The organism is Streptomyces sp. NPDC021096 (assembly GCF_040641275.1).
Lineage (GTDB): Bacteria > Actinomycetota > Actinomycetes > Streptomycetales > Streptomycetaceae > Streptomyces.
Genome location: NZ_JBFADG010000034.1, coordinates 1 through 26166, shown reverse-complemented (window position 1 = coordinate 26166; position 26166 = coordinate 1). Strand labels below are relative to the sequence as shown.

The following is a 26166-nucleotide window of genomic DNA, read 5'->3' as shown; positions in this document are numbered from 1 at the left end:
TATATGGACGGCATATGGTACGGGGGCGCATCGATACGGACGGAGCCGACATGCGCGACAGTCGTGACATCACCCGAAGGGGCCTGCTCGGAATGGGGGTGGGGGTGGCGGCCGCGCTGGGCGGAGCCGTCGGGTGCTCCTCGGCCACCGCGGGGCCGGAGCGGGGCGGCGATCCGGGCGCGAAGGCCAACGCCCCCGTCAAGCCCCGGCTGATCGGTGACGGATCGACGGCCGACTACGGGCACCAGCCCAACCAGCCTCCGAAGCCGGTACCGCTGGAGATGGGCGAGAAGCCCCCGCAGTTCGTGATCTTCTCCTGGGACGGGGCGGGCGAGGTCGGCAACGGCCTCTTCCCCCGTTTCCGCAAGCTCGCCCGGGACCACGGCGCCCGGATGACGTTCTTCCTGTCCGGGATCTACCTCGTGCCCGAGTCGAAGAAGCGGCTCTACGATCCGCCGAACAATCCCGTCGGCGCCTCCGACATCGGCTACCTCACGGACGCCCACATCAAGGAGACGCTGCGCAATATGCGGGCGGCCTGGCTGGAGGGCCACGAGGTCGGCACGCACTTCAACGGGCACTTCTGCCAGGGGAGCGGCTCGGTCGCGCACTGGACGCAGCAGGACTGGGAATCGGAGATCGAGCAGGCGGTCTCGTTCGTCACCCGCTGGCGCACCCACACCGGATTCACCGATCTGGACCCGCTGCCCTTCGACTACCGCAAGGAACTCGTCGGCGGCCGCACCCCCTGTCTGCTCAACCAGGACAATCTGCTGCCGGTCGCCGCGAAACTCGGCTGGCGGTACGACGCGAGTTCCGCCGGCGGGCTGCAGGTGTGGCCGAAGAAGAAACACGGGGTGTGGGATCTGCCGCTGCAGCAGATGCCCTTCCCGGGTCACTCGTTCGAGGTCCTTTCCATGGACTACAACATCCTCGCCAATCAGTCGAAGAACACCACCCGCGGCCCCTCCTACAACTACTCGGCGTGGCGTCGGCAGGCCACCGAGTCGTACATCGCCGGCTTCGACCGCGCCTATGAGACGAACAGGGCGCCGTTCTTCGTGGGCAACCACTTCGAGGAATGGAACGGGGGGATCTATATGGACGCCGTCGAGGAGGCGCTGAAATACATGGGCGACGACAAGCGCAAGGACGTGCGCCTGGTGTCGTTCCGGCAGTTCGTCGACTGGCTGGACGTGCAGTCCCCGGATGTCCTCGCGCAGCTGCGCGGTCTCGACGTGGGCGAGAAGTGGCAGCAGAAGGCGGGATCGAAAACGCCGCCGAAAGCACCGCCCCGGCCCGCGAAGCCCGCCCGGCAGACCGAGGACGACAGCGAGGGGGGTGAAGAAGATCCCTAAACTGCGCATGCGAAACTTTTCACATGAGTGCCTGCCGCGCCCTTCGACGCCCCCATTCCCGCCGTCGTACCACCGTGCTGGCCGCCGGAGCCGCCCTCGCGGCACTGACGCTGACCGCGTGCGGTTCCGGTAACACCTCCGGCGGAGGCGGCCAGACCGGCTTCGTCCAGGGCGCGGGCGGCGTCGACGTGGTCAAGGACAAGGGCGGCCGCAAGAGCGCCCCGGACCTCTCCGGCAAGACGCTCGACGGCAAGGACCTCGACGTCGCCGAGGCCCACAAGGGCAAGATCGTCGTCCTTAACGTCTGGGGCTCGTGGTGCGCGCCCTGCCGGGCCGAGGCCAAGAACCTCGTCGCCGTGGCGAACGCCTACAAGGACAAGGGCGTGGAGTTCGTCGGCCTCAACACCCGCGACCCCGACCCCGCCCCGGCCCTGGCCTTCGAGAAGGAGTTCAAGGTTCCCTACCCGAGCCTGTACGACTCCTCCGGCAAGCTCCTGCTGCGCTTCCCCAAGGGCAGCCTGAACCCGCAGGCGATCCCCTCGACCGTCTTCATCGACCGGGACGGGAAGATCGCCGCCCGGGCGATCAAGCCGCTGGGCGAGGACGAGCTGCGCGAGGCCCTCGACCCGCTGGTCGCGGAGAAGTGAATCCCGTGATCCCCGCGGCCGACCTCACGCACGCGACCGCGGCCACCACGCTGGCCGCCGCGGGCGACATGAACCAGACGGTCCTGACCGGCGCACTGCTGCTGGCCCTGCCGGTGGCGGTGCTCGGCGGCCTCGTCTCCTTCTTCTCGCCGTGCGTGCTGCCGCTCGTACCCGGCTACCTCTCCTACGTCACGGGCGTCAGCGGCGCGGACCTGGCCGAGGCCCGGCGGGGCCGGATGCTCGCCGGGGCCTCGCTGTTCGTGCTGGGCTTCTCGGCCGTCTTCGTCTCCACCGGCGCACTGTTCGGCTACTTCGGCACGACGCTGCAGAACTACAAAGAAACGATCAACCTCGTCTTCGGGGTGCTGACGATCGTGCTCGGCCTGGGCTTCATGGGCGCCTTCAACCTCTTCGGCCAGCGCGAGTTCCGCTTCCACACCCGGCCCGCGATGGGCCTGGCCGGAGCACCCCTGCTCGGGGTGCTCTTCGGTCTGGGCTGGACCCCGTGCATCGGGCCGACGCTGGCGGCCGTGCAGTCGCTGGCGCTCAACCAGGCCAGCGCCGGCCGTGGCGCGCTGCTCACCGTCGCCTACTGCGCGGGCCTGGGCCTGCCCTTCGTCCTCGCCGCGCTCGCCTTCCGGCGCGCGCTCGGCGCCTTCGGCTGGGTCAAGAAGCACTACGCGTGGGTCATGCGCGTCGGCGGCGGCATGCTCGTCGTGGTCGGCCTGCTCCTGGTCACAGGAATGTGGGACAGCATGGTCCAGGACCTTCAGACGTGGTCGTCGCGATACACCCCCGGGATCTGATCAATGGCCAATACGAACGACTCCACCGATACCGCCGTGATGGACGAAGCGGCGGGATCGGCCCTGTCCACGGCCCCCGCCCAGGGCGACGACGGCCGGGCCGTGCCCGGCTCCTTCGGCGGTGTGCGCAAGCCCGGCGCCCTCGGGGCGCTGGCCTGGACGGCCCGTGAGATCACCGGCTGGGTGCGCTGGACCTGGCGCCAGCTGACCTCGATGCGGGTCGCGCTGATCCTGCTGTTCCTGCTCTCCCTCGCCACGGTCCCCGGCTCCCTCGTGCCGCAGACCTCGGTCGACCCGCTCAAGGCCGACACCTGGAAGAGCCAGCACGAGACGCTCGCGCCGATCTACGAGAAGCTCGGCCTCTTCCACGTCTACAGCTCGGTGTGGTTCTCCGCGATCTACATCCTGCTGTTCGTCTCCCTCATCGGCTGCATCATCCCGCGCACCTGGCAGTTCGTCGGCCAGCTGCGCGGCCGCCCGCCGGGCGCCCCCCGCCTGCTGACCCGGATGCCCGCGCACGCCACCTGGCACACGGACGCCGAGCCGGAGCGGGTGCTGGACGCCGCGGAGAAGCTGCTGAAGGGCAGGCGCTTCCGCACCGAGCGGGCCGGGGACGCGATCGGCTCCGAGAAGGGCTACCTCCGCGAGGCCGGCAACCTCCTCTTCCACGTCTCCCTGATCGTCATGCTGGTGGCGTTCGCCTCCGGGCAGCTGTGGAAGTCCGAGGGCGGCAAGCTGGTCGTCGAGGGGGAGAGCTTCGCGAACACGCTCACCCAGTACGACGACTTCAAGGCCGGCTCCCTCTTCAGCGCCGACGACCTCGACGCCTTCCGCTTCACCCTCGACAGCTTCTCCGGGACGTACGAGCGCACCGGGCCCGAGCGGGGCACCCCGCGCGACTACGCCGCCCACATCACGTACTGGGACGGCGCGGACGGCACGCCCCGCAAGGCCACCGTCAAGGTGAACGAGCCGCTGGAGACGGCCGGCTCGAAGGTCTACCTCATCGGCCACGGCTACGCCCCGATCGTCACCGTCCGCGACGGCAAGGGCAACATCGCCTTCAAGGGCCCGATCCCCTCGCTGCCACTGGACAACAACGTCACCGAGACCAGCGTGCTCAAGGTGCCGGACTACCGCGACAAGGACGGCAAGGAAGGCGACCTCGGCTTCCAGGGCAACTTCGTGCCGACCTTGGACCTGAAGTCGGGCACCATGCTGTCCCGCTTCCCCGCCCTGGACAATCCGGCGCTGGTGCTGACCGCCTACCGCGGCAGCCTCGGCCTGGACTCGGGCATGCCGCAGAGCATCTACCAGCTCAACACGTCCAAGATGACGCAGTTCAAGGACGACAAGGGCCAGAAGTTCGCCAAGCTCCTCACGGTCGGCCAGACCATGACGCTGCCGGACGGCGCGGGCGAGCTGAAGTTCGAGGGCATCAAGCAGTGGGCGACCTTCCAGGTCTCCCAGAAGCCCGGCAACGAGCTGGCGCTCGCCGGCGCCGTCGGCGCGCTGGTCGGCCTGGCCGGCTCGCTGTTCATCCAGCGCCGCCGGGTCTGGGTGCGCGCCGTGGCGGACGGCCAGGGGCGTACGGTCGTGGAGCTGGCCGGCCTCGGCCGCAGCGAGTCCGCCCGGCTGCCCGAGGAGCTCGCCTCCCTCGCCGTGGCCCTGCAGCCCGACGCCCCGCCCGTCGCCGCACCCGCGGCGGAGACCGACTCCGAAGCCCCAGCCGAACCGTCCGAAGGAGCGCGCGCGTGATCCTCGCCGCCGCAGCCAACGAGAACCTGGCCCATGTCAGCAATGTGCTGATCTATTCGGCCATGGCTGTCTATACCCTCGCCTTCCTCGCGCACATCGCCGAGTGGGTCTTCGGCAGCCGTAGCACTGTCGGCCGTACGGCGGCCGCGCTCACCGCCGAGGCCCCCGCCGTGACCGTCACGGTCAAGGGTGCCGAGAAGGCCGCGCAGGGCGGCGGCACCGCCGTCCTGGACCGCCCGAAGGTGGTCACGCGCTCCGCCCCCGGCAGCCGCGACGTCCCCGACGGCCCCGGCGCCGCCGGCACCAGCGAGAAGGGCGACCTGTACGGCCGCATCGCCGTCTCGCTGACGGTCCTGGCCTTCGCCCTCCACGCAGGCGGCGTCCTCACCCGCGCGCTGTCCGTGGAGCGGGCGCCGTGGGGCAACATGTACGAGTTCTCCACGACCTTCGGCATGACCGCCGTCGCCGTCTACCTGGGCCTGCTCGCCGCCAAGAAGAACGTCCGCTGGCTGGGCCTGCCGCTGGTCACCTCGATCCTGCTCGACCTGGGCCTGGCCGTCTCGGTGCTCTACACCGACAGCGACCAGCTGGTGCCGGCCCTGCACTCCTACTGGCTGTGGATCCACGTCTCCTGCGCCATCATCTCGGGCGCGGCGCTGTGGGTGGGCGCGTGCTCGAGCCTGTTCTACCTCTTCCGCGACGGCTACGAGGCCCGGCTGGCGGAGGGCCGCGACAGCGGCGGCGCCTGGAGCAACGTCATGTCCCGGCTGCCCGCGGCGGCCACGCTGGACAAGTTCGCCTACCGCATCAACGCGACCGTCTTCCCGCTGTGGACGTTCACGATCATCGCGGGCGCGATCTGGGCCGAGGCCGCCTGGGGCCGCTACTGGGGCTGGGACCCCAAGGAGGTCTGGTCCTTCATCACCTGGGTCGCCTACGCCTGCTACCTCCACGCCCGCGCCACGGCCGGCTGGAAGGGCCGCAAGGCCGCCTACCTGGCCCTGCTGGCCTTCGCCTGCTACCTGTTCAACTACTACGGCGTGAACATCCTGCTGAGCGGCAAGCACTCCTACGCGGGGGTGTGAGCCCACCAGGACCCGCGGCCCACGGCCCGCGTCCCGTCGCCTCCGGCGCGCGGGACGCGGGCCGGCGTGCTAGACGTGGAGTCATGGAGATCCCCTCCCCCTACGGCGCGTCCGAGAGCAAGGGCGACACCCACACCCTGCGGTACGAGCTGTCGATCCCGTACCCCGTCGACGAGGTGTGGGCCGCCGTGGCCACGCCCGAGGGCCTGCCGGCGTGGCTGGCCGTCGCCGATCCCTTCGAGCAGCGCGAGGGCGGGGCGATCACGCTGCGGTGGCAGAACACCGACGCCCAGGGGCACGCCACGGTCGCGCCCGGACAGGTGACCGCGTGGGATCCGCCGCGGCTGGCGGAGTACACCGTCGACATCCACGGGCGCGTCCGCTTCGAGCTGGAGGCTGGGCCGCTGGGCGTCGGCGGGACGCTGCTGCACTTCACCAACGAGATGGCCGGTCCCGAGGACGTACGCCTGGACTGCCTGGCGGGCTGGCACCACCACTTCGAGTACCTGCTGCAGGCCCTCGCCGGGAATCCGGCCGACTGGTCGCGGTGGACGATGGACCGCTGGCGCGAACTGCGGGAGCGGTACGAGCGAGGGGACCTCCGCTAGCCCTTCGGGCCGTCGGCGCCCGGGTCCTTCTCGTCGTCCTTCTTCAGCGACCGCAGGAACTCGGGGTTGTCGTCGGGCGCCACCCAGCGCTGCCGTCCGCCCGGGCGCCGGGCCGCGGCGCGCGGCCGGCCCGCCACCAGCCAGGCCACCGGGCCCACCAGCACCTCGCCGAACAGCAGGATGATGAACACCCATGCCAGCTTCGGCAGGCCCCGCACCTCGTTCTCCGGCGTGTTGAGGCAGTCGATGAAGGCGTAGATCCACAATGCCAGGATCAGCAGGAACGGCAGATACCTGAGCATGGTGGCGGCCCCCGGAGTGCGGTGCTACGGGCCGCTCGGCGGCCCCCGTGACGTGTCCAGGGTAGTGCGTGCTCGATACTGGAACGCATGGCTTACGACGATCTTCGCTCGTTCCTCCGGTCGCTGGAGCGCGATGGCGATCTCAAGCGCATCAAGGCGGAAGTCGACCCATACCTGGAAATCGGGGAGATCGTCGACAGAGTGAACAAGGCGGGCGGGCCCGCGCTGCTCTTCGAGAACGTCAAGGGCGCGGCGATGCCGCTCGCCATGAACGTCTTCGGCACCGACCGCCGCCTGCTCAAGGCGCTCGGCCTGAAGTCCTACGAGGACATCAGCGAGAAGATCGGCGGGCTGCTCAAGCCCGAGCTGCCGCAGGGCTTCATCGGCATGCGCGAGGCCTTCGGCAAGCTGGGCGCGATGGCCCACGTGCCGCCGAAGAAGGTCAAGGACGCGCCCGTCCAGGAAGTCGTGCTCACCGGCGACGACGTCGACCTCGAGCAGCTTCCGGCGCTGTTCACCTGGCCCGAGGACGGCGGCTCCTTCTTCAACCTCGGTCTCACCCACACCAAGCACCCCGAGACCGGCGTCCGCAACCTCGGCCTCTACCGCCTGCAGCGCCACGACAAGCGCACCATCGGCATGCACTGGCAGATCCACAAGGACAGCCGCAACCACTACCAGGTGGCCGCCAAGCGTGGCGAGAAGCTGCCGGTCGCCATCGCCTTCGGCTGCCCGCCCGCGGTCACGTACGCCTCCACCGCGCCGCTGCCCGGCGACATCGACGAGTACCTCTTCGCCGGCTTCATCCAGGGCAAGCGCATCGAGATGGTCGACTGCAAGACCGTGCCGCTGCAGGTCCCGGCCAACGCCGAGGTCGTCATCGAGGGCTGGCTCGAGCCCGGCGAGATGCTGCCCGAGGGGCCCTTCGGCGACCACACCGGCTTCTACACGCCGCAGGAGCCGTTCCCCGCGCTGACGATCGACTGCGTGACGATGCGGCGGCGCCCGCTGCTCCAGTCGATCGTCGTGGGCCGGCCGCCGACGGAGGACGGGCCGCTGGGCCGCGCCACCGAGCGCTTCTTCCTGCCGCTGCTGAAGGTGATCGTCCCCGACATCGTGGACTACCACCTGCCGGAGTCCGGCGGCTTCCACAACTGCGCGATCGTCTCGATCGACAAGAAGTACCCCAAGCACGCGCAGAAGGTCATGCACGCCGTCTGGGGCGCGCACATGATGTCGCTGACCAAGCTGATCATCGTGGTCGACTCCGACTGCGACGTCCACGACCTGCACGAGGTGTCCTGGCGGGCCCTGGGCAACACCGACTACGCGCGCGACCTCACCGTCGTCGAGGGCCCGGTCGACCACCTCGACCACGCCTCGTACCAGCAGTTCTGGGGCGGCAAGGCGGGCATCGACGCGACCGCGAAGTGGCCCGAGGAGGGCTACACGCGCGACGGGGGCTGGCCGCAGATGGTCGAGTCGGATCCGGAAGTCGCCGATCGGGTGACGAAGCGGTGGAAGGAGTACGGGCTGTGAGTGTCCGTGGCATGGTGTTCGTGGGTAGCGCGGGGGCAGCGTCTGCTCCCCACGCATGTGGGGATGAACCGGAGTACGGGCTGTGAGCGCCTCTGCCGCCGCGATGCCGCAGCCGGGGCGGACCCGGTCGTTCCTGCGCATGGTGCTCATCGAGCACTCCGTCTTCGCGCTGCCCTTCGCCTACATCGCCGCGCTCACCGCCATGTTCCAGCTGGACCGGAACATCCACTGGGTCAGGCTGCTGCTCGTCACCGTCGCCATGGTGGGCCTGCGGACGTTCGCGATGGCCTGCAACCGCATCATCGACCGCGAGATCGACGCCCGGAACCCGCGCACGGCCGGCCGTGAGCTGGTGACGGGCGCGGTGTCGGTGCGCTCGGCGTGGACCGGGGCGGGGGTGGCCGTGGTGTTCTTCCTCGGGGCCGCCGCGCTGCTGAACCCCCTGTGCCTGGCGCTCGCCCCCATCGCCGTCGTCCCGATGGTCGTCTACCCCTACGGCAAGCGGTTCACGAACTTCCCGCACGCGATCCTGGGCCTGGCCCAGGCCATGGGCCCGGTCGGCGCATGGCTGGCGATCACGGGGGAGTGGTCCTGGGACGCAGTGATCCTGGGGCTGGCGGTCGGCGTGTGGATCGGCGGCTTCGACCTGATCTTCGCCTGCCAGGACGTGGCGGCGGACCGTGCCCATGGGGTGAAGTCCACCCCGGCCCGCTTCGGCATCGCGGCGGCGCTGTACGGCGCGCGCGGCTGCCACGTCGTCACGACGGGGCTGCTGGTCTGGTACGCGCTGGCCACCGACGCCGGGGTGTTCTTCTGGGGCGGCCTGGTGGTGGTCGCGGCGGCGTTCCTGTACGAGCACTCGATCGTCAAGCCGGGTGACCTCTCGCGGCTGAACCGGGCGTTCTTCTCGGTCAACGGCTTCATCGGCATCGCGCTGTTCGTGTGCGCGCTGCTCGATCTGCTGGTCCGCGGTCTGACGGTCTGACGGGCCGTCCGCCGTAGGTACGCCGAAGGGCGGCCACCCCGGGAGGGGGGGCCGCCCTTCGGCGTACGGGGGTGTGCTCAGATGCCCTTGAACGGGTCGTCCGTGGACGCGGAGTCGTCCTTGAACGGGTCGGCGCTCTTGAACGGGCCGTCGGCGCCGGCACCGCCGGCCCGGCCGCCGCCCATGGCGAACATGGCCGCGCCCATCAGGTCCTGCGGCTTGAGCTCCTGCGCGCCGGAGGGAACCTTGAGGTTGTCGCCGCCGCCCTTCTTGAAGCCGATGCTGACGGGCAGCGGGCCCTTGGGCCCGTCCTTGTCCTTGCCGTCGTCGAACTGCGCGATGTCGAAGGTCATCCCGGCGAGCATGCCGTCCTTGATGGCCAGGTCGACGGTGACGTCCTTGTCCGGGGCCTTGTCGAGGTCGCGGGTGAGCTTGTCGAGCTTGCCGGCCTTGTCGCCGAGCTTGTCCTTCAGCGGCTTGAGGCCCTCGGCGAAGTCCTTGGCGATCTTCTTCGCGGGGAGGGTGGCCGTGACGTGGTCGGCGCCGTCCTTCTTGCCGGCGTCCTTGACCTGGGCGTTGTCGGTCAGCGCGCGCTGCAGGACCTCGAAGGCCTTCTTCTGCGTCTCCGGGTCCGGCGCGGGGCTCTTGCCGGAGCCGCTCTTGTCCATGGACTTGGCGAACTCTTCGAAGGACTTGGGATCGATGCTGATCCAGTCGCCCTTGAGCGCGTTCTTGACGCTCGCCAGGGACGGGGGGAGCTCGTCGGCCTGCTTGAGCAGCTTCTCCATGGCCTGCGGGCCGCGGGACTTGCCCTTGTCCTTGCCGTGCTTCTCGGCGAAGCCGGCGACCGCCTTGAGGTCGAGGCGTATGTAGCTCTTGCCGTCGACCTGGCGGGCCTCGAACACCGGCTTGGTGTCCTTGCGGGCCAGCCGGACGTCGTAGGTGAACGCCTTGTCGTCGGCCTTGGCGTCCTTGAGCGGCTTGTCGGCGCCGAACGCGTAGGTCAGCCGCATGGCGGCGAGCATGTCCGCGTCCTGGCGGGTGAAGTCGTCCGCGTCCTTCATCGCCGCGAAGATCTTCTCGGCTCCGCCGTCGAAGCCTATCTCCGTGGTGAGCGACTTCTGCTCGCCGAGCTTGTCGAACGCCTGCTTGACCTTGGCGGCCGTGCTGAGCTTGTTGCTCGGGTCGCAGGCGGTGGAACCCGCGGCGACGAGCGCCACGACACCGGCGGCGGCAAGAGCTTTTCGGGTGGTGTGGATGATGCGCTCCCCGTTTGACGGTCCTTGACAAAAGATCACTTAAGTGCAAGTCGATCGATCATGTCAAAGGGCTTTCGCGACATCTTGACGACGAATGCCTGCGGATAGGCTCGGGGCGTGGAGCCGTATGAAGACAGAGCCTCCCGCCGACCCTGGGTGGTCGGCGTCTCCGGTGCGTCCGGGACGCCGTACGCCGCCGCCGTGGTGCGCGGACTGCTGGCAGCCGGTGAGGCGGTGGACCTCGTGGTCAGCCGGGCCGCGCGGCTGACGCTGCTGGACGAGACCGGGATCCGCTTCCGGGACGCGCACTGGCAGGAGGACCTGCGGGCCTGGCTGGCGCTGGGGGCGGACGGCAAGCCGCACTTCGACCCCGACGTCTCGGGCGTGCGGTACTGGCCGGCGGGCGATCTGGCGGCGGGTCCGTCGTCGGGCTCGTACCCCGTGCGGGGGATGCTCATCGTGCCGGCGAGCACGGCGAGCGTGGCCGGAGTGGCCCTCGGCCTGTCGAAGGATCTGCTGCAGCGGGTGGCGAGCGTGACGCTCAAGGAGCGTCGGCCGTTGATCGTCGCGGTGCGGGAGACGCCGCTCAGCGGATCGACGCTCAAGCAGCTCGTGGCGCTCGACGAAGCGGGAGCCGTGGTGCTGCCCGCCTCGCCGGCGTTCTACGCGGGGGCGACGCACATCCAGGATCTGGTGGACTTCGTCGCCGGGCGGGTGCTGGACGCGGCAGGAGTGCCGCACCGGCTGTACCGCCGTTGGGAAGGAGAGCTCGGTGGAGCGAGTGCGAGCGGGGCTCGCGATGCGACCTAGCGCTTCTTCGCGCGCGGCAGGCGGAGCTTCGCCAGGGCGGCGCGCGGGTCGGGGGACTGGTGGGCACGCGAGCGGTTGGCCAGGTCCTGCAGCTCGCGCATACGGGCGTAGGCCATCTCGATCGAGTACACGGGTGCTTCACTCCTGAGGATCGAAGGATCGTCGTTGATTCGCTGATCTGGTGAAAGATTTGCGGGGTTCGAGACCCCGTATGCCTTAGATTCTACACGTAAACCGGCGAGTTCGCTGATTATTGAAAGGTGCCAGGCAATGGACGCGGTGGACAGGCAGCTCATCCAGGCCCTGCGGGAGAACGGCCGGGCCTCGTACGCGGAGCTGGGCAGGCTCGTCGGCCTGTCCGGGCCGAGCGTCACGGACCGGATCAACCGCCTGGAAGCGGCGGGCGTCATCACCGGTTACCGGGCGACCGTCAACTCCGCGTCGCTCGGCCTCGGGGTCACGGCCCTGATCGGCATCCAGCTCTCGGACGCCGCCGACCACGAGGACGTGGCACGCCGGCTGCGCGACCTCGAGGAGATCGAGGACTGCTGGTTCATCGCCGGCGACGACTCGTACATGCTCAAGGTCCGCGTGGGCGACGTCGACGGGCTGGAGCGCACCATCCGCCGTCTGTCCGGCACCAAGGGCGTCAGCCGCACCCGCACCACGATCGTGCTCTCCACCAAGTGGGAGAACCGGGTGGGCGAGCTGCCCGAGGACGCGTAAAAGCGGGGGAGTACGCTCGAAGCGGTCATCTGGAGTATCAGGAGAGGCGGGCGCACCCATGGACGCTGGGCTCAAGCGCGAGCTGGAGGAGAAGGTCTTCGCCGGGGAGCGGCTCACCCGCGAGGACGGTATCGCGCTCTACGAGTCCGACGACCTGGCCTGGCTGGGCGGACTGGCGCACCACGTGCGGACGCGGAAGAACGGCGACGTCGTCCACTTCAACGTCAACCGCCACCTGAACATGACCAACGTGTGCACGGCGTCGTGCGCGTACTGCTCGTTCCAGCGCAAGCCGGGCGAGAAGGACGCGTACACGATGCGCATCGAGGAGGCCGTCCGCCTGGCCAAGGCGATGGAGAACGAGAACCTCACCGAGCTGCACATCGTCAACGGCCTCCACCCCACCCTGCCCTGGCGCTACTACCCGCGGTCGCTGAAGGCGCTCAAGGAGGCGCTGCCGAACGTCTCCCTGAAGGCCTTCACCGCCACCGAGATCCAGCACTTCGAGAAGATCTCCGGCCTGCCGGCCGACGAGATCCTCGACGAGCTGATCGACGCGGGTCTGGAGTCGCTGACCGGCGGCGGCGCGGAGATCTTCGACTGGGAGGTCCGCCAGCACATCGTCGACCACGACACCCACTGGGAGGACTGGTCGCGCATCCACCGCCTGGCGCACTCCAAGGGCCTCAAGGGCCCGTGCACGATGCTCTACGGGCACATCGAGGAGCCGCGGCACCGCGTGGACCACGTGCTGCGCCTGCGGGAGCTGCAGGACGAGACCGGCGGCTTCCACGTCTTCATCCCGCTGCGCTACCAGCACGACTTCGTGGACATGAAGGACGGCAAGGTCCGCAACCGCCTCCAGGCCCGGACCAGCATGGCCACCGGGGCCGAGGCGCTGAAGACCTTCGCCGTCTCGCGGCTGCTGTTCGACAACGTGCCGCACGTGAAGGTGTTCTGGGTCATGCACGGCGTCCAGACCGCCCAGCTCGCCCTGCAGCACGGCGCGGACGACATGGACGGCTCGGTCGTCGAGTACAAGATCACGCACGACGCCGACAACTACGGCACGCCGAACAAGCTGACCCGCGACGACCTGCTGGACCTCATCCGCGAGGCGGGCTTCCGGCCGGTCGAGCGCAACACGCGCTACGAGATCATCCGCGAGTACCCGGGCCCGGACGCCTCGCTGCGGGAGTCGCCGCAGCCGATGCGCCTCTGAGATCCACTTCGGGTCGTGCTGTACTGAACAGACCCCCTCTGGTCGCCGTTGAGAAGAAGGTCCCGTCCGTGAGTAGCCAGAAGTACGCCTCGCTCCGCTACACCGCTTCGCGTGTCGGACTGCTCATCGCCTGCTTCGCCTTCGTATGGGTGCTCTGCTACGCGCGGATCATCCCGCTCGGCGTGGGCAGCTCGAACCTCGTGTGGATGGTGCTGCTCGCGCTCATCCTCTCCGCGCCGCTCAGCTGGGTCCTGCTGCGCAAGCAGCGCGACGCCATGTCCGAGCAGATCGTGGAGCGCGTGGACCGGGCGAAGGCGCGGATCAACGCGAACGCCGGCCAGGAGGACGGGGTGTAAATCACCCCAATCACGAGCAAGCCGTGTAAGTCTCCTCACACGCCCCCTCATACTCCCCCGACGCCCTGGCGTGGAACACCTGTTCCGCGTCAGGGCGTCGGCGCGTTTCCGGGCTCGTGCGCCTCAAAGATTTCCTTTGAGTGCCCCAAAGCATCGGTGTTACCGTGTTCGGCATGTCGACGCCCCCGTCCAACCCGGCGTCCGCTCAGCGCGGGCGCATATCGCGCATCCTCAATGTCCCCTTCTGGGCCCAGATCCTGCTCGGCCTCGTGCTGGGCGCCCTGCTGGGCTGGGCCGCCAAGAGCGGTGACATCGGCTGGCTGCAGACCACCCTCGACAAGATCGGTGGCATCTTCGTCCAGCTGCTGATGGTCGTGGTCGCCCCCCTGGTCTTCTTCGCCATCCTGGTCTCGATCACCAACCTGCGGAACGTCTCCAACGCCGCCCGGCTGGCCACCCGGACCCTGCTCTGGTTCATGATCACGTCGCTGATCGCGGTCGTCATCGGCCTCGCCATCGGCCTGCTCACCGACCCGGGCTCCGGCACCGGCCTCACCGCCGCCGACGGCGCCGAGCCCAAGAAGCACGGCTCCTGGCTGGACTTCCTCACCGGAATCGTCCCCACCGACGTCATCACGCCGTTCACCGAACTGAACGTGCTGCAGATCGTCTTCATGGCCGCCGTCGCCGGCATCGCCGTCCTCCAGGTCGGCGAGAAGGCCCAGCCGCTGCTCGCCTTCAGCGAGTCCGTGCTGGAGCTGCTGCAGAAGGTCCTGTGGTGGGTCATCCGGCTCGCCCCGCTGGGCAGCCTCGGCCTGGTCGGCAAGGCCATCTACACCTACGGCTGGGGCCTGATCAGCAAGTACGCGACGTTCACGGCCGACATCTACGTGGGCTGCGCCATCGTGCTGTTCGGTGTCTACCCGCTGCTGCTGGCCACGGTCGCCAAGGTCAACCCGCTGCGCTTCTTCAAGGGCGCCTGGCCCGCCATCCAGCTGGCCTTCGTCTCCCGCTCCTCCGTGGGCACGATGCCGCTGACGCAGAAGGTCACCGAGCGGCTCGGCGTGCCGAAGGAGTACGCCTCCTTCGCGGTGCCGTTCGGCTCGACGACGAAGATGGACGGCTGCGCCTCGATCTACCCGGCCATCGCCGCGATCTTCGTGGCCCAGGTCTTCGACGTGCCGCTGGAGATCAAGGACTACGTCCTGATCGCCTTCGTCTCGGTCATCGGCTCGGCGGCCACCGCCGGCCTGACCGGCGCGACCGTGATGCTGACCCTGACGCTGTCGACGCTGGGCCTGCCGATGGCGGGCGTGGGCCTGCTGCTGGCCATCGACCCGATCGTCGACATGATGCGCACGGCGACCAACGTGGCCGGCCAGTCGGTCGTTCCGATCCTCGTCGCCGCCCGGGAGGACATCCTCGACCGGGAGGCCTACGAGAGCGCGGACGGCTCGCACCTGGAGGCGCAGCCGCAGCCCGCCGCCGCGTGACGGCTTGATCGGTACCCTTGACGTCCCTCCTCCCCGTGATGTTACCTGCCGGTAATGTGACGGGGGGGAGGGATTTTTGTCGTGAATGTCGTAGATGACGCACAGGTGATACCAACCATGGGGACCGCGCCGGAGCCGAAGGGGAAGCGGAGGGGCGGCAGCGGCAAGATCAGGCGCATGCCGCGGGAGGTGCGCGAGCGGCAGATGCTCGACGCCGCCGTGGAGGTCTTCGCCCGGCGCGGCTACAGCGCGGCGTCCATGGACGAGATCGCGGAGCTTGCCGGGGCGTCGAAGCCGCTGGTCTACCTCTATCTGAACTCCAAGGAAGACCTCTTCAGCGCCTGCATCCGGCGCGAGGCCGAGGCGCTGATGGCGGCGCTCGAGGTCGCGAGCGAGCCGGACGCCCCCGCGGACGCCCGGCTGTGGAACGGGCTGCGCGCCTTCTTCGCGCACACCGCCGAGCACCCCTCGGGCTGGGCCGTGCTCAGCTGCCAGGCCCGTACGCACGGGGAGCCGTTCGCGGTCGTGGTCGCGGAGCTGCGGCAGGAGATCATCCGTCTCGTCACCGGGCTGATCGCGGCCACCGCCGCCGCGGCCGGCCGCACCGACCCGCCGGCCGGGCACGAGGCCTCCGGCCTGGCACACGCGCTCGTGGGCGCCGCCGAGTCGCTCGCCTGCTGGGCCAACGCCCGCGGGGACGCCGTCTCCTCGGCCCAGGAGACGGCGGCGACGCTGATGAACATCGCCTGGACGGGGCTGGAGAACCTCATGAACGGGCACCGCTGGGCACCCGACGCCCGTTCATGACCCCTGGCCGTGCGGCGGGCGACGGGGGCGCCGGTGCCGTCGGGAGCCGGCGGCACCGGAGGGGCCGTGAACGGCGGAGGCGCTCTGGCCGGAGGGGGCCCGGAGGCGTACCTTTACGGCCATAGTTTTACCGCCGAGTAGGTTACTTATCGGTCTCTTGTGGGTCTGGAACAGGAGCCGCACCGTGTCCGTACCGCGCAGCGAAGCCCTCTCCCTCCTCGTCCCGCCCCGCACGACGGCCGTCGCCGGCGTCGTGCGCGAGGCGTCCGTGCCCCCGCTGGCACCGCCCGTCCACGACGGCTCGCTCGGCGACCTGCCGTTCGACAACGCCGCCGTCGCCCCCGCCGACACCGTCCTCAGCCGCAAGCAGCCCGACGGCCTCTGGCGCGACGTCACCGCCGCCCGCTTCGCCGCCGAGGTGCTGGCCGTCGCCAAGGGCCTGATCGCCCACGGCCTGGGCCCCGGCGACCGGCTCGCCCTCATGGCCCGCACCCGCTACGAATGGACGCTGCTGGACTTCGCGGCCTGGGCGGCCGGCCTGGTCACCGTCCCCGTCTACCCCACCTCCGCCGCCCCCCAGGTCCGCTGGATCCTCGAGGACTCCCGGGCGGCCGCCTGCGTCGTCGAGACCGCCGGGCAGATGAAGCTGGTCGGCGCCGAGCGCGCGGCGTTACCCGGCCTCGCCCACGTCTGGCAGATCGACGCCGGGGCGGTCGCCCTGCTCGTCGCCGCCGGACGGGACCTGCCGGACGAGGCGGTCGCGCAGCGCCGCGCCGCCCGCGCCCCCGACGACATCGCCACCCTCATCTACACCTCCGGCACCACCGGCCGCCCCAAGGGCTGCGTCCTCACCCACGCCAACTTCTTCGCCGAAGTCGACAACGCGACCGAACTGCTGCACCCCGTCTTCCACGCCGTCAGCAGGGAACCCGCCGCCACGCTCCTGTTCCTGCCGCTCTCGCACGTCTTCGGCCGCATGGTCGCCGTCGGCTGCCTGCGGGCGCGCGTACGGCTCGGGCACGCGCCGTCCCTGCGGGCCGACGAACTCCGCGCGGACCTCGCCGGATTCCGGCCCACGTTCCTGCTCGCCATCCCCTACGTCCTGGAGCGGATCCACAACACCGCCCGGGCCACCGCCGAACAGCTCGGCCGCGCCCCCGCCTTCGACCGCGCCGCCGACGTCGCCCGCCGCTACGCCGAGGCGAACGCGGCCCGCGCGCACGGCGCCGGCCGCGGCCCCGGCCCCCGCCTGCGCGCCGCCCACGCTCTGTACGACGCGCTCGTCTACCGCCGCATCCGCGCCGCCCTCGGCGGCCGGGTCCGCTACGTCATCAGCGGCGGCTCCCCGCTCGGCAGACGGCTCACCACCTTCTACACCGGCGCCGGCGTCGAGGTCTTCGAGGGCTACGGCCTGACCGAGACCACCGCCGCCAGCACTCTCACCCCGCCGCTGCGCCCCCGGCCCGGCACGGTCGGCTGGCCGCTGCCCGGCAGCGCGGTGCGCATCGCCGCGGACGGCGAGGTGCTGCTGCGCGGCGGCCACGTCTTCGCCGGCTACTGGGACGCTGGCCGGCAGGAGGCGGAGTTCCCCGCGGACGGTGGAGGTGCGCCGGGGGAGTGGTTCGCCACCGGCGACCTGGGCACCCTCGACGAGGACGGCTACCTCACCATCACCGGCCGCAAGAAGGAGCTGATCGTCACCTCCGGCGGCAAGAACGTCGCCCCGGCCCCGCTGGAGGACCGGCTGCGCGCCCACCCCCTCGTCGCCCAGTGCGCGGTCATCGGCGACAACCGCCCGTACCTGACCGCCCTGATCACCCTGGACCCCGACGGGCTCGGGCACTGGCAGGGGATGCACGGCCTGGACGACGTGCCCGTCCAGGAGCTCGTCGGCGACAAGGCGCTGCTGGCCTGTGTGCAGGAGGCGGTGGACGACGCCAACAGGACCGTGTCCCGGGCGGAGTCGATCCGCCGGTTCGCGGTGCTGGCGGTGGAGTTCACGGAGGAGAGCGGGCATCTGACGCCGTCGATGAAGCTCAAGCGGGCCGCCGTCGAGCGGGACTTCGCGGCCGAGATCGACGAGCTGTACCGGGCGTAGGGGCGGGCCCCGGGACGCTCCCGGGACCCGCCTCCGGCACGGCGGAACCTAGCAGTTGCCGCCCGTCGCCCTGCCCGCGAAGCGGTCCGCGAGCCAGTTCGCGGCCGGCACCGACTCGCTGATCACGCCCAGGACGTGCTCCCCCAGCGGCAGCGACTTCCACTGCACCGTGGCCCCCGCGGCGCACCAGTCCGCACGCAGCTGCTTGCCGACCGCGTAGGGGATCAGCTCGTCGATGACCCCGTGGTAGAGGTACACGGGGCGGTCCGGGGCGTGCGAGCCCAGGCGCGAGGAGCGCAGCACGCGCTGCCAGTCGCTCTCGTACAGCGGGTTCTTGACCGTCACGTCCTCGATGCGCTTGAAGAGCCCCGCGACGGTGTCGACGACCACGCAGTGCTTCTTGAGGAAGTCGACGTACGAGCGGCCCCTGGCGTTGAGGTAGCCGTCGAGTTTCAGTTCGGGATAGGCCGCGTCCTGGCCGGTGGCGGCCATGAGGACCAGGCCCGCCCCGATGCCGCCGTTGTTGTAGTCGGCGGTCTTCAGCAGGTCGGCGGGCACGCCGCCGGTGGCCGTGCCGCGCAGGTCCAGTTCGGGGGCGTACGAGTCGTGGAGCTCGGCGGCCCAGCTGCTCGCCTGGCCGCCCTGGGAGTAGCCCATGATGCCGACCGGGGACTTCTTCCCCAGCCCGGCCTGGGGCAGCCGCTGGGCGGCGCGGGCGGCGTCGAGGACGGCGTGCCCCTCGGCGCGGCCGACGGCGTAGGTGTGGTCGCCCGGGGTGCCCAGGCCCTCGTAGTCGGTGACCGCCACGGCCCAGCCGCGCGCGGTCAGCAGCTGGATGAGGTTGGCCTCCATGGTGGTGCCGCGCGGGAAGCCGGCGGAGGGGGCGCAGTGGTCGGCGAGGCCGACGGTGCCGACGGCGTAGGTGACCAGGGGGCGCGGGCCCGTCCGGCCGTCCTGGGGAACGATCACCGTGCCCGAGACGACGTTCGGGGCGCCCTTGGCGGTGGTGGAGCGGTAGGTGATGTGCCAGGCCTTGGTGTGGGTGGGCTGGCCCGGCAGGGGGTGGAAGGAGGTGGGGGCTGAGCTGACGATGTCGCCGGGTGCCCCGGCCGGCCCGTCGGCGGCGGCGGTCCCGCCCGCCAGGCCGAAGGAGACGGCCAGTGCGGCGACGGCGGCGAGGGCTCTGGTGCGCAGGTGCATGCGGCTCTCCCAGCTGTTCCGGATGAAGCAGATGGAGGTGAAGCACTGGGGCCGACCGTAGTGACCCGCCGGTAAGGGGGCGTTGGCCGGGACGCTCAGCTTTCCTGACCGGGAGCGTCGCCGCCACGGGGCCCCGCTCCGCCGGGCAGGGCCCGCACGCCGGCGAGCCGGTACGCCCCCGGCGTGGTGCCCGTCCAGCGGCGGAACGCCCGGTGGAAGGCGGTGTCCTCGGAGAACCCCAGCCGGGCCGCCAGCTGGGCGATCGGCTCCCGCCCCTCCGCGAGCCCCGTGATCGCCACCTCGCGCCGCACCTGGTCCTTGAGCCGCCGGTAGGACGTCCCCTCCTCCTGCAGCCGCCGCCGCAGCGTCGCCGGGCTCACCGCCAGCCGCGCCGCCAGCTGCGCCACCTCCGGCAGCCGCGCCGGCCGGCCCTCGCCCAGCGCCCGCAGGAACGCCCGCCGCACCTGCTCGGCCACCGTCGTGCCGTACTCGTGCCGGCTCAGCAGCTCCGCCGGGGCCCGCCGCAGCAGCTCCCGCAGAGCGTCCTCGTCCCGCACCACGGGCGCCGCCAGCCAGCGCGCGTCGAACCCGGCGGCCGCCATGGGGGCGGGCCCCGCCCCGAACCGCACGGGGCAGCCGAACATCAGCCCGTACTCGGCGGCGTAGGGCGGCGCGGGGTAGGCGAAGCCGGCCCAGCGCAGCGGGATGCGGCGGCCGATCAACCAGCTCGCCAGCCGGTGCCAGATGAGCATCATGCACTCGGCGAGGAAACGTCCCTCCGCATGACCGCGCAGGTCGTTGCGGACCGCGAACACCGCCTCGCCGCCCCGGCGTTCGAGTACGAGGTCCGGGCCGTCGGGGAAGAGGCCGTAGAAGCGCACCGCCCGCTCGAGCACCGCGCCCAGGTCACGGCAGCCCACGCAGGCGTAGCACATCATCGCGAACGTCCCCGGCCTGCTGGGCGACGGGCTCAGCCCCATGAACTCGTCCCCCGTCGCCCGGTGCAGCTCCCGCACCAGACGGGCGAACTGCTCGGGCGTCACCTTCGCCCGGTCGTCGCCGAGCAGCAGCGGAGGGATGCCCGCCCGCTGCAGCAGCGGCACGGTGTCGATGCCGAGCCGGCGCGCGCCACCGAGCGCGGCCCGTACGTAGTGCACGGTGATCGTCCGCCTGCCCATGTCCTGCACGGTAACTCCCGTTGAGCGTCCAGGTCAGTGGGGCTGACGATTCCGGTCATCCCCGCGGGACGGGTGGGCTTCATAGCGTCGGCGGTGTACGTCATCGGTTCGTCCGTGCACCGACCAGGGAGGCGTCGTGCGGCAGCAGGAACGGCAACGACCGGACACACTGGCGCAGTTCGTCGAATGGACGGCCGACCGGTACGGGGACCTGCCCGCGCTGCGCCACCGCCCACGGGCCGGCGGGAGCCCCGGGGAGGGCTGGACGGAGACCGGCTACGACCGGCTGCGCGAGATCGTACGGACCGTCGGGCGCGGCCTGATCACCCTCGGGGTGCGCCCCGACGACCGGGTGGCGATCCTGTCGGAGACCCGGCCGGAGTGGACCCACGCCCACTTCGCGGTGCTGGCCGCCGGGGCGGTCGTGGTGCCGGTCTACCCGACGGCCGGCGAGGGCGAACTGGCCTGGGTGCTGGGCGACTCGGGGGCCTCGGTCGTCATCTGCGAGAACGCCGCCCAGGCGGCGCGCGTGGAGCAGGTGCGGGAGAAGCTGCCGGAGCTGCGGCACGTGGTGCTCGTCGACGGGGACGGCTCCACCGCCCCGGTGCTGGGGCGGCTGCCGGCGCTGGCGTCGCCGGAGGAGTTCCTGGCGCGCGGCGCGGCCCGCAGGGCCGAGGACCTGTGCACGATCATCTACACCTCCGGCACCACGGGCCTGCCCAAGGGCTGCCGGCTCACGCACGGCAACATGGTCGCCAACCAGGACGCCACCGCCCACCTCTCCGAGGGCGGCCCGGGCGACACCACCTACCTCTACCTCCCGCTCGCCCACGTCCTCGGCCAGCTCATCGAGCTGACCTCGCTGCGCCGCGGCGGCGCGCTGTGCTACTTCGGGGGCCGGGTCGAGAACGTCGTCGCCGAGCTGGCCGAGGTCAGGCCCACGCACCTGCCGTCCGTGCCACGGCTGTTCGAGAAGGTGCACGCGAGCGTCGTCTCCCTCGCCGAGTCCCGGGGCCCGGACGGCCCCGGCCGGCTGGCGGCGGCCGTACGGACCGGGCTGGCGGCGGCCGGGGCGCGCGAACGGGGCGAGGAGCTCACCGGGGAGCTGCGCACGGCGTGGGAGGCGGCGGAGGAGAGCGTGTTCGCGCCGGTCCGGGCGGTCTTCGGCGGCCGGCTGCGCTGGGCCCTGACCGGGGCCGCGCCCATCGCGCCGCAGACCCTGGACTTCCTGCGCGCCTGCGGCATCGCCGTCTACGAGGGGTACGGCATGACCGAGACCTCGGGCGCGCTCTCCCTCAACCGGCGGGGCGCGGTGCGCCCCGGAACGGTCGGGCAGGCGGTGGCGGGGTACGAGGTGCGGATAGCGGGGGACGGCGAGGTCCTGGTCCGGGGCCCCGGCGTCTTCGCCGGCTACCACGGCAACCCGGCCGCCAGCGCGGAGGCGGTGGACGCCGACGGCTGGCTGCGCACCGGGGACATCGGCACGCTGGACGCGGACGGCTACCTCTCCATCACCGGCCGCAAGAAGGACCTGATCATCACCTCGAGCGGCAAGAACCTCACGCCCTCGCTGGTGGAGTTCGCGCTGCAGCAGTCCCGCTGGATATCCCGCGCCGTCATGGTCGGCGACCGTCGCCCGTACCCGGTGGCGCTGCTGACCCTGGACGGGGAGGAGGTCGCCGCCTGGGCCGCCCGGGAGGGCGTGGACCTCGGGGACGCCCCGGCCGCCCGGCACCCGGCCGTGCGCGCGCTCTGCCAGGAGGCGGTGGACGCGGCCAACGAGCAGGTCTCCCGGCCCTCGCGGATCCGTGCGTTCACGGTCCTGGACGAGGACTTCAGCGTCGCGAGCGGGGCGCTGACACCCACCCTCAAAGTCCGGCGCGCGGCGATCTGTGATCGCTTTGCGGCGGAAATCGACGCGCTCTACGAACGGGAGCGGTAAATGGTGCCAGTGTGAAAGAAGTGACCTCAGTGAATGAGGTTAAGAATCGGGGTCCCGGGCACGGGAATGGCCGGGGAAAGGCAGGAGCCCTGCCTTCCGCCGAAGCGGGAGGCAGGGCACCTTGGGTACAGCACGTCGACCGCGATCGGTCGAGCCGTCGTACCGGAAGGATCCGAGGATCAGACCGGGGTGACGTTCTCCGCCTGCGGACCCTTCGGGCCCTGCGTGACGTCGAAGTTGACCTGCTGGTTCTCCTCGAGGGAGCGGAAGCCAGAGGCGTTGATCGCGGAGTAGTGAACGAAGACGTCGGGGCCCCCGCCGTCCTGGGCGATGAAGCCAAAGCCCTTTTCAGCGTTGAACCACTTCACGGTTCCGGTAGCCATAAAGCCCTCCTTGGGCCCAAAGGGTTGCCCTGCTCCAGAACCTGCGAGAAGTCTGAAAACTACAAAAGCCTGCGGGTCACATGCTCCGCAGGCTCTGTACTGCAAGGGAAACCAAACTGCAACTTGCGGCGAGCCTAGCACGCGATGTTCTCGTGCGGAAGGAGTCAAAGATCACGCCGAAGACGGGTTTTCCGACCCTTCGCACGGGAAAAGATCGCTGGTCGGGCACCCGTCGAGCGGACCCCCGGCCCGGCGGCCCGCACAGCCCGGGGCTAGCCTCCGGATGTGGACAATTCAGCCTCAGACGCAGCGACCGCCGTCGACGTGCCGCAGCCGCTCCGTGCCCGCCCGCGCGTCGGCCACATCCAGTTCCTCAACTGCCTGCCCCTCTACTGGGGCCTGGCCCGGACCGGCACGCTGCTCGATCTGGATCTGACCAAGGACACCCCCGAGAAGCTCAGCGAGCGGCTCGTACGGGGTGAGCTCGACATCGCCCCGGTGACCCTGGTGGAGTTCCTGAAGAACGCCGACGAGCTCGTCGCGCTGCCGGACATCGCCGTGGGCTGCGACGGGCCCGTCATGTCGTGCGTGATCGTCTCGCAGCTGCCGCTGGAGAAGCTGGACGGTGCCAAGGTCGCCCTCGGCTCCACCTCGCGCACCTCCGTGCGGCTGGCGCAGCTCCTGCTCGCCGAGCGCTACGGCGTCGAGCCCGACTACTACAGCTGCCCGCCGGACCTCGGCGCGATGATGCAGGAGGCGGACGCCGCCGTCCTCATCGGGGACGCCGCCCTGCGGGCCTCCCTGCACGACGCGCCCCGGCTGGGCCTGGAGGTCCACGACCTCGGGCAGATGTGGAAGGACTGGACGGGGCTGCCGTTCGTCTTCGCCGTGTGGGCCGCCCGCCGCGACTACCTGGCCCGTGAGCCGCGCATCGTCGCCGAGGTGCACGAGGCGTTCCTGGCCTCCCGCGACCTGTCCCTGCAGGAGGTCGACAAGGTCGCCGAGCAGGCCGCGCGCTGGGAGTCGTTCGACGCGGAGCTGCTGGAGCGCTACTTCACCACGCTGGACTTCCGCTTCGGCCCCGACCAGCTGGCCGGGGTGGCGGAGTTCGCCCGCCGCACCGGTCCGACGACCGGCTTCCCCGCCGACGTGCGGGTGGAACTGCTGAAGCCCTGACCCCCGGGGAGGGATCAGGGCTTCGGCTGCGCGAGTGCGGCGCCGGGCTCCCGTGGAACCACCGGGGCCCGGCCGCGCGGGTCAGGAGGAGGGCGTGGGGCCTTCCATGTGCTGACTGATGTACTGGATCAGGCCTTCGCCCATGTTCGGCACGTAGGTCTTGGCGTTGTGCTTGCCGCCGGGTATCTCCCGCAGCATCGTGTGCACGGGGCCCTTGCCGTACTGTGCCTGGAACTTCTTGACCTGGCTCATCACGATGGGCGGCTCCGCCGTGCCCACCTGGAAGGCGACGTAGACGTCCGGGCCCTTGGTGTCGATCAGCCGCTTGGCCAGGACCTCGGGGTTGTTCTCCGCCATCTCCTTCTCGTGGCCCTTCCACAGCGGGGAGTCGGGCACGATGTCGGGACCGGAGGCGATGACGGCCTTGAACTTGTCCGGGTGCTTCAGCACGGCCTTGAAGCCCGCGAAGCCACCGGAGGAGGAGCCCATGAACGCCCAGCCGTCACGCGACTTCAGGGTGCGGAAGTTCTGCTTCACCAGTTCCGGCACGTCCTCCGTCAGCCAGGTGCCCATCTTGGCCTGGCCGGGGATGTCACTGCCGTCGTAGTAGTGCTTGTCGTCCGGGTTCAGCACCGGCATCGCCAGGATGAAGGGCAGGCTCTTGCCCTCCTGGGACCACTTGCTGATGCTCTGCTGGAGGCCGAGGTCGGTGCCCATCCAGTAGTTGTTCGGGTAGCCGGGGCCACCGGGCAGCGCGATCATGACCGGGAAGCCGCTCTTGGCGTACTTCGGGTCCTTGTACTGCTTGGGCGCCCAGACCCAGACCTTGCCCTTGAAGCCGGACTTCGGGCCGTCGAGGGTGACGACGCCGATCTCCGTGCCGTCACCGAGGGTGTTGGCGTTCTTGAACTGGGCGGCCGGCCCCGTCGGCATCAGCGTCTTGGAGTCGGAGGACTTCTCACCCGAGGCCCCGCCCGCCTGGCCGGCGTTCTTGTCCTGGCCGAAGCTGACCGGGTCGCCCTTCTTGGAGAAGGGACCGAACTCGAGGTACTTCATGACGCCGCCGGCGATCAGACCGAGGACGGCTATGGAAGCCACCACGATCATCCACTTCTTGGCGCGCGAAGCACGCTGGCGGCCCTGGGACTGGTACGAGCCGTTGGGCGGGTAGTCGCCGTAGTCCCCGTGGCCCCCCTGGTCGCCGTAGCCGCCACCCTGGTGGGGCTGCCGGTATCCGTTGGGGGGCGGCGGGTAGCCGCCCGGCTGCTGGTATCCCCCGTTGGGCTGGTAGCCCCCGTTGGGTGAGTGCGTCATCGCGTCGCTCCGGATGATGCTGCTGCCCCGAAGGACATGACGGTTTGTTCCGTCCTAGGGGATGGGCAAATCAGGGGTCGGGGTTCCTGGGACGATCCGTGAATTGAGTCATAGGCTCGAATTCGGGGGCGAAGGGCCCCTTCCAGGGGGAGGCGAAGGGCCCTATGCAGTCGTTGTCGGTGGAAGATCCGCAGGTCATAGGCGCATATCGGCTGCTGGGCCGATTGGGCGCGGGCGGCATGGGCCGGGTGTACCTCGGGCGCAGCGCGGGCGGGCGCACGGTCGCCGTCAAGGTGGTCCATCCCCATTTCGCCCTCGATGAGCAGTTCCGTGCGCGCTTCCGCAGGGAGGTCGAGTCCGCCCGGCGGGTGGGCGGGGCCTGGACGGCGCCCGTGCTGGACGCCGATCCGGAGGCCGCGGTGCCGTGGGTGGCGACGGGCTATGTGGCCGGGCCCTCGCTCACCCAGGCCGTCGCCGAGGTGGGCCCGCTGCCGCGGCGGACGGTACGGGCGCTGGGCGCGGGCCTGGCGGAGGCGCTGGCGGCGGTGCACGGACTGGGGCTGGTGCACCGCGACGTCAAGCCGTCGAACGTCCTGCTGGCCCTCGACGGCCCCCGCCTCATCGACTTCGGCATCGCCCGGGCCGTCGAGGGCACGGCCTCCCTGACCTCCACCGGCGTCTCGATCGGCTCCCCGGGCTACATGGCCCCCGAGCAGATCCTGGGCCGGCCGGTCACCGGGGCGGCGGACGTCTTCTCCCTGGGCGCGGTCCTGGCGTACGCGGCCACGGGCGAGCCGCCCTTCCCCGGCGACAGCTCGGCCGCGCTGCTCTACAAGGTCGTGCACGAGGACCCGGTGCTGGGCCCGGCCCTCACGGGCCCCCTGCGCGAGCTGGTGACGTCCTGCCTGGCCAAGGCCCCGGAGGCGAGACCGGCCCCGGCGGAGCTGGCCCACCGCCTCGCCGCCCCGGACGGCGCGAGCGCACTGCTGGGCCCGGGCTGGCTCCCGGCCCCGCTCGTGGAGCGGGTGAGCCGCCAGGCGGTGGAACTACTGGACCTGGAAGCCGCCCCGGACCCCGGTCCTCAATCGCCGGACGGGCTGCAAAGGCAGCCCGT

25 protein-coding genes are annotated in these 26166 nt (G+C 70.7%); 18 read left to right on the top strand and 7 right to left on the bottom strand.

The features are described 5' to 3' along the window. Positions 1-50 precede the first annotated feature (50 nt). From AB0G59_RS27045 to AB0G59_RS27020, 6 genes are all read left to right on the top strand, one after another. Positions 51-1358 carry a hypothetical protein gene (locus AB0G59_RS27045; RefSeq protein WP_360916706.1) on the top strand — a complete coding sequence of 436 codons (1308 nt, stop codon included), beginning with the start codon at positions 51-53 and terminating at the stop codon, positions 1356-1358. A gap of 23 nt (positions 1359-1381) precedes the next feature. After that, positions 1382-2005, top strand: coding sequence for a TlpA disulfide reductase family protein (locus AB0G59_RS27040; protein ID WP_360916703.1), 624 nt, complete (start codon positions 1382-1384; stop codon positions 2003-2005). Positions 2006-2073: 68 nt separating this feature from the next. After that, positions 2074-2811, top strand: a complete 738-nt coding sequence (locus AB0G59_RS27035) for a cytochrome c biogenesis protein CcdA (RefSeq protein ID WP_360916772.1) — start codon at positions 2074-2076, stop codon at positions 2809-2811. Positions 2812-2814: 3 nt separating this feature from the next. After that, on the top strand, positions 2815-4569 hold the full coding sequence (locus AB0G59_RS27030; RefSeq protein WP_360916700.1) for a cytochrome c biogenesis protein ResB: 1755 nt from the start codon (positions 2815-2817) through the stop codon (positions 4567-4569). After that, on the top strand, positions 4566-5654 hold the full coding sequence (gene ccsB, locus AB0G59_RS27025) for a c-type cytochrome biogenesis protein CcsB (protein ID WP_360916697.1): 1089 nt from the start codon (positions 4566-4568) through the stop codon (positions 5652-5654). The genes AB0G59_RS27030 and ccsB overlap by 4 nt, the downstream gene beginning before the upstream one ends. Before the next feature lie 83 nt (positions 5655-5737). Then, positions 5738-6262, top strand: a complete 525-nt coding sequence (locus AB0G59_RS27020) for an SRPBCC domain-containing protein (RefSeq protein ID WP_360916694.1) — start codon at positions 5738-5740, stop codon at positions 6260-6262. Here the strand turns inward: AB0G59_RS27020 and AB0G59_RS27015 are convergent. Beyond that, positions 6259-6564: a PLD nuclease N-terminal domain-containing protein gene (locus tag AB0G59_RS27015; protein ID WP_360916692.1), complete on the bottom strand. Its 306-nt coding sequence runs from the start codon at positions 6562-6564 to the stop codon at positions 6259-6261. The genes AB0G59_RS27020 and AB0G59_RS27015 overlap by 4 nt on opposite strands. Positions 6565-6651: 87 nt before the next feature. Here AB0G59_RS27015 and AB0G59_RS27010 point away from each other — a divergent pair, with 87 nt between their 5' ends. Beyond that, positions 6652-8103: a menaquinone biosynthesis decarboxylase gene (locus tag AB0G59_RS27010; RefSeq protein WP_360916689.1), complete on the top strand. Its 1452-nt coding sequence runs from the start codon at positions 6652-6654 to the stop codon at positions 8101-8103. Between the two features lie 82 nt (positions 8104-8185). Next, positions 8186-9088 carry a menaquinone biosynthesis prenyltransferase MqnP gene (mqnP, locus tag AB0G59_RS27005; protein ID WP_360916686.1) on the top strand — a complete coding sequence of 301 codons (903 nt, stop codon included), beginning with the start codon at positions 8186-8188 and terminating at the stop codon, positions 9086-9088. Positions 9089-9165: 77 nt separating this feature from the next. Here the strand turns inward: mqnP and AB0G59_RS27000 are convergent, their stop codons facing one another. Beyond that, complete coding sequence (locus tag AB0G59_RS27000; protein ID WP_360916683.1) at positions 9166-10308, bottom strand: hypothetical protein; 1143 nt, start codon at positions 10306-10308, stop codon at positions 9166-9168. Between the two features lie 156 nt (positions 10309-10464). On the opposite strand from AB0G59_RS27000, the gene AB0G59_RS26995 reads away from it, so the two are divergent. Beyond that, on the top strand, positions 10465-11157 hold the full coding sequence (locus tag AB0G59_RS26995; protein ID WP_360916680.1) for a UbiX family flavin prenyltransferase: 693 nt from the start codon (positions 10465-10467) through the stop codon (positions 11155-11157). Here AB0G59_RS26995 and AB0G59_RS26990 read toward each other — a convergent pair. Continuing rightward, positions 11154-11288 carry a hypothetical protein gene (locus tag AB0G59_RS26990; RefSeq protein WP_360916677.1) on the bottom strand — a complete coding sequence of 45 codons (135 nt, stop codon included), beginning with the start codon at positions 11286-11288 and terminating at the stop codon, positions 11154-11156. The genes AB0G59_RS26995 and AB0G59_RS26990 overlap by 4 nt on opposite strands. A gap of 139 nt (positions 11289-11427) precedes the next feature. Between AB0G59_RS26990 and AB0G59_RS26985 the strand changes: the two genes are divergently transcribed. The 6 genes from AB0G59_RS26985 to AB0G59_RS26960 all read left to right on the top strand — a co-directional run bounded on the left by AB0G59_RS26985 (position 11428) and on the right by AB0G59_RS26960 (position 17859). Further along, on the top strand, positions 11428-11883 hold the full coding sequence (locus AB0G59_RS26985; RefSeq protein ID WP_071965543.1) for an Lrp/AsnC family transcriptional regulator: 456 nt from the start codon (positions 11428-11430) through the stop codon (positions 11881-11883). Positions 11884-11941: 58 nt separating this feature from the next. Next, positions 11942-13105, top strand: coding sequence for an aminofutalosine synthase MqnE (gene mqnE / locus AB0G59_RS26980; protein ID WP_071965544.1), 1164 nt, complete (start codon positions 11942-11944; stop codon positions 13103-13105). A gap of 68 nt (positions 13106-13173) precedes the next feature. Then, on the top strand, positions 13174-13461 hold the full coding sequence (locus AB0G59_RS26975; RefSeq protein ID WP_071965545.1) for a DUF4229 domain-containing protein: 288 nt from the start codon (positions 13174-13176) through the stop codon (positions 13459-13461). Between the two features lie 173 nt (positions 13462-13634). After that, positions 13635-14954 carry a dicarboxylate/amino acid:cation symporter gene (locus tag AB0G59_RS26970; RefSeq protein ID WP_360916672.1) on the top strand — a complete coding sequence of 440 codons (1320 nt, stop codon included), beginning with the start codon at positions 13635-13637 and terminating at the stop codon, positions 14952-14954. Positions 14955-15071: 117 nt separating this feature from the next. Beyond that, positions 15072-15761, top strand: coding sequence for a TetR/AcrR family transcriptional regulator (locus AB0G59_RS26965; protein WP_360916669.1), 690 nt, complete (start codon positions 15072-15074; stop codon positions 15759-15761). Between the two features lie 184 nt (positions 15762-15945). Next, the gene (locus tag AB0G59_RS26960; RefSeq protein WP_360916666.1) at positions 15946-17859 is read left to right on the top strand and encodes an AMP-dependent synthetase/ligase; all 1914 of its coding nucleotides are present in this window, start codon (positions 15946-15948) and stop codon (positions 17857-17859) included. Positions 17860-17907: 48 nt separating this feature from the next. Here the strand turns inward: AB0G59_RS26960 and AB0G59_RS26955 are convergent, their stop codons facing one another. Next, positions 17908-19059, bottom strand: a complete 1152-nt coding sequence (locus AB0G59_RS26955) for a lipase family protein (protein WP_360916663.1) — start codon at positions 19057-19059, stop codon at positions 17908-17910. A 95-nt stretch (positions 19060-19154) separates the two neighbouring features. Continuing rightward, positions 19155-20237, bottom strand: a complete 1083-nt coding sequence (locus AB0G59_RS26950) for an AraC family transcriptional regulator (protein WP_360916660.1) — start codon at positions 20235-20237, stop codon at positions 19155-19157. Positions 20238-20373: 136 nt separating this feature from the next. Between AB0G59_RS26950 and AB0G59_RS26945 the strand changes: the two genes are divergently transcribed. After that, the gene (locus AB0G59_RS26945; RefSeq protein WP_360916657.1) at positions 20374-22179 is read left to right on the top strand and encodes a long-chain fatty acid--CoA ligase; all 1806 of its coding nucleotides are present in this window, start codon (positions 20374-20376) and stop codon (positions 22177-22179) included. Positions 22180-22358: 179 nt separating this feature from the next. Here the strand turns inward: AB0G59_RS26945 and AB0G59_RS26940 are convergent, their stop codons facing one another. Further along, on the bottom strand, positions 22359-22562 hold the full coding sequence (locus tag AB0G59_RS26940) for a cold-shock protein (RefSeq protein ID WP_003984261.1): 204 nt from the start codon (positions 22560-22562) through the stop codon (positions 22359-22361). 285 nt (positions 22563-22847) lie between these two features. On the opposite strand from AB0G59_RS26940, the gene AB0G59_RS26935 reads away from it, so the two are divergent. Next, positions 22848-23738, top strand: coding sequence for a menaquinone biosynthesis protein (locus tag AB0G59_RS26935; RefSeq protein ID WP_360916654.1), 891 nt, complete (start codon positions 22848-22850; stop codon positions 23736-23738). Between the two features lie 81 nt (positions 23739-23819). On the opposite strand, the gene AB0G59_RS26930 is transcribed toward AB0G59_RS26935, so the two are convergent. Then, the gene (locus AB0G59_RS26930) at positions 23820-25052 is read right to left on the bottom strand and encodes an alpha/beta hydrolase-fold protein (RefSeq protein ID WP_360916651.1); all 1233 of its coding nucleotides are present in this window, start codon (positions 25050-25052) and stop codon (positions 23820-23822) included. 164 nt (positions 25053-25216) lie between these two features. Between AB0G59_RS26930 and AB0G59_RS26925 the strand changes: the two genes are divergently transcribed. Beyond that, positions 25217-26166, top strand: a 950-nt coding sequence (locus AB0G59_RS26925) for a serine/threonine-protein kinase (RefSeq protein WP_360916648.1), incomplete at its 3' end; no start/stop codon positions are given.

What these genes read in the sequence shown, in the direction of transcription:
- AB0G59_RS26955 (WP_360916663.1), bottom strand. Translation starts at nt 19,059, where the DNA reads ATGCACCTGCGCACCAGAGCCCTCGCCGCCGTCGCCGCACTGGCCGTC.
- AB0G59_RS26930 (WP_360916651.1), bottom strand. Translation starts at nt 25,052, where the DNA reads ATGACGCACTCACCCAACGGGGGCTACCAGCCCAACGGGGGATACCAG.
- AB0G59_RS27035 (WP_360916772.1), top strand. Translation starts at nt 2,074, where the DNA reads ATGAACCAGACGGTCCTGACCGGCGCACTGCTGCTGGCCCTGCCGGTG.
- AB0G59_RS27045 (WP_360916706.1), top strand. Translation starts at nt 51, where the DNA reads ATGCGCGACAGTCGTGACATCACCCGAAGGGGCCTGCTCGGAATGGGG.
- AB0G59_RS26985 (WP_071965543.1), top strand. Translation starts at nt 11,428, where the DNA reads ATGGACGCGGTGGACAGGCAGCTCATCCAGGCCCTGCGGGAGAACGGC.
- AB0G59_RS27010 (WP_360916689.1), top strand. Translation starts at nt 6,652, where the DNA reads ATGGCTTACGACGATCTTCGCTCGTTCCTCCGGTCGCTGGAGCGCGAT.
- AB0G59_RS26940 (WP_003984261.1), bottom strand. Translation starts at nt 22,562, where the DNA reads ATGGCTACCGGAACCGTGAAGTGGTTCAACGCTGAAAAGGGCTTTGGC.
- AB0G59_RS26965 (WP_360916669.1), top strand. Translation starts at nt 15,072, where the DNA reads ATGGGGACCGCGCCGGAGCCGAAGGGGAAGCGGAGGGGCGGCAGCGGC.
- AB0G59_RS26970 (WP_360916672.1), top strand. Translation starts at nt 13,635, where the DNA reads ATGTCGACGCCCCCGTCCAACCCGGCGTCCGCTCAGCGCGGGCGCATA.
- AB0G59_RS27020 (WP_360916694.1), top strand. Translation starts at nt 5,738, where the DNA reads ATGGAGATCCCCTCCCCCTACGGCGCGTCCGAGAGCAAGGGCGACACC.
- AB0G59_RS26950 (WP_360916660.1), bottom strand. Translation starts at nt 20,237, where the DNA reads ATGGGCAGGCGGACGATCACCGTGCACTACGTACGGGCCGCGCTCGGT.
- AB0G59_RS27040 (WP_360916703.1), top strand. Translation starts at nt 1,382, where the DNA reads ATGAGTGCCTGCCGCGCCCTTCGACGCCCCCATTCCCGCCGTCGTACC.
- AB0G59_RS27015 (WP_360916692.1), bottom strand. Translation starts at nt 6,564, where the DNA reads ATGCTCAGGTATCTGCCGTTCCTGCTGATCCTGGCATTGTGGATCTAC.
- mqnE (WP_071965544.1), top strand. Translation starts at nt 11,942, where the DNA reads ATGGACGCTGGGCTCAAGCGCGAGCTGGAGGAGAAGGTCTTCGCCGGG.
- AB0G59_RS27030 (WP_360916700.1), top strand. Translation starts at nt 2,815, where the DNA reads ATGGCCAATACGAACGACTCCACCGATACCGCCGTGATGGACGAAGCG.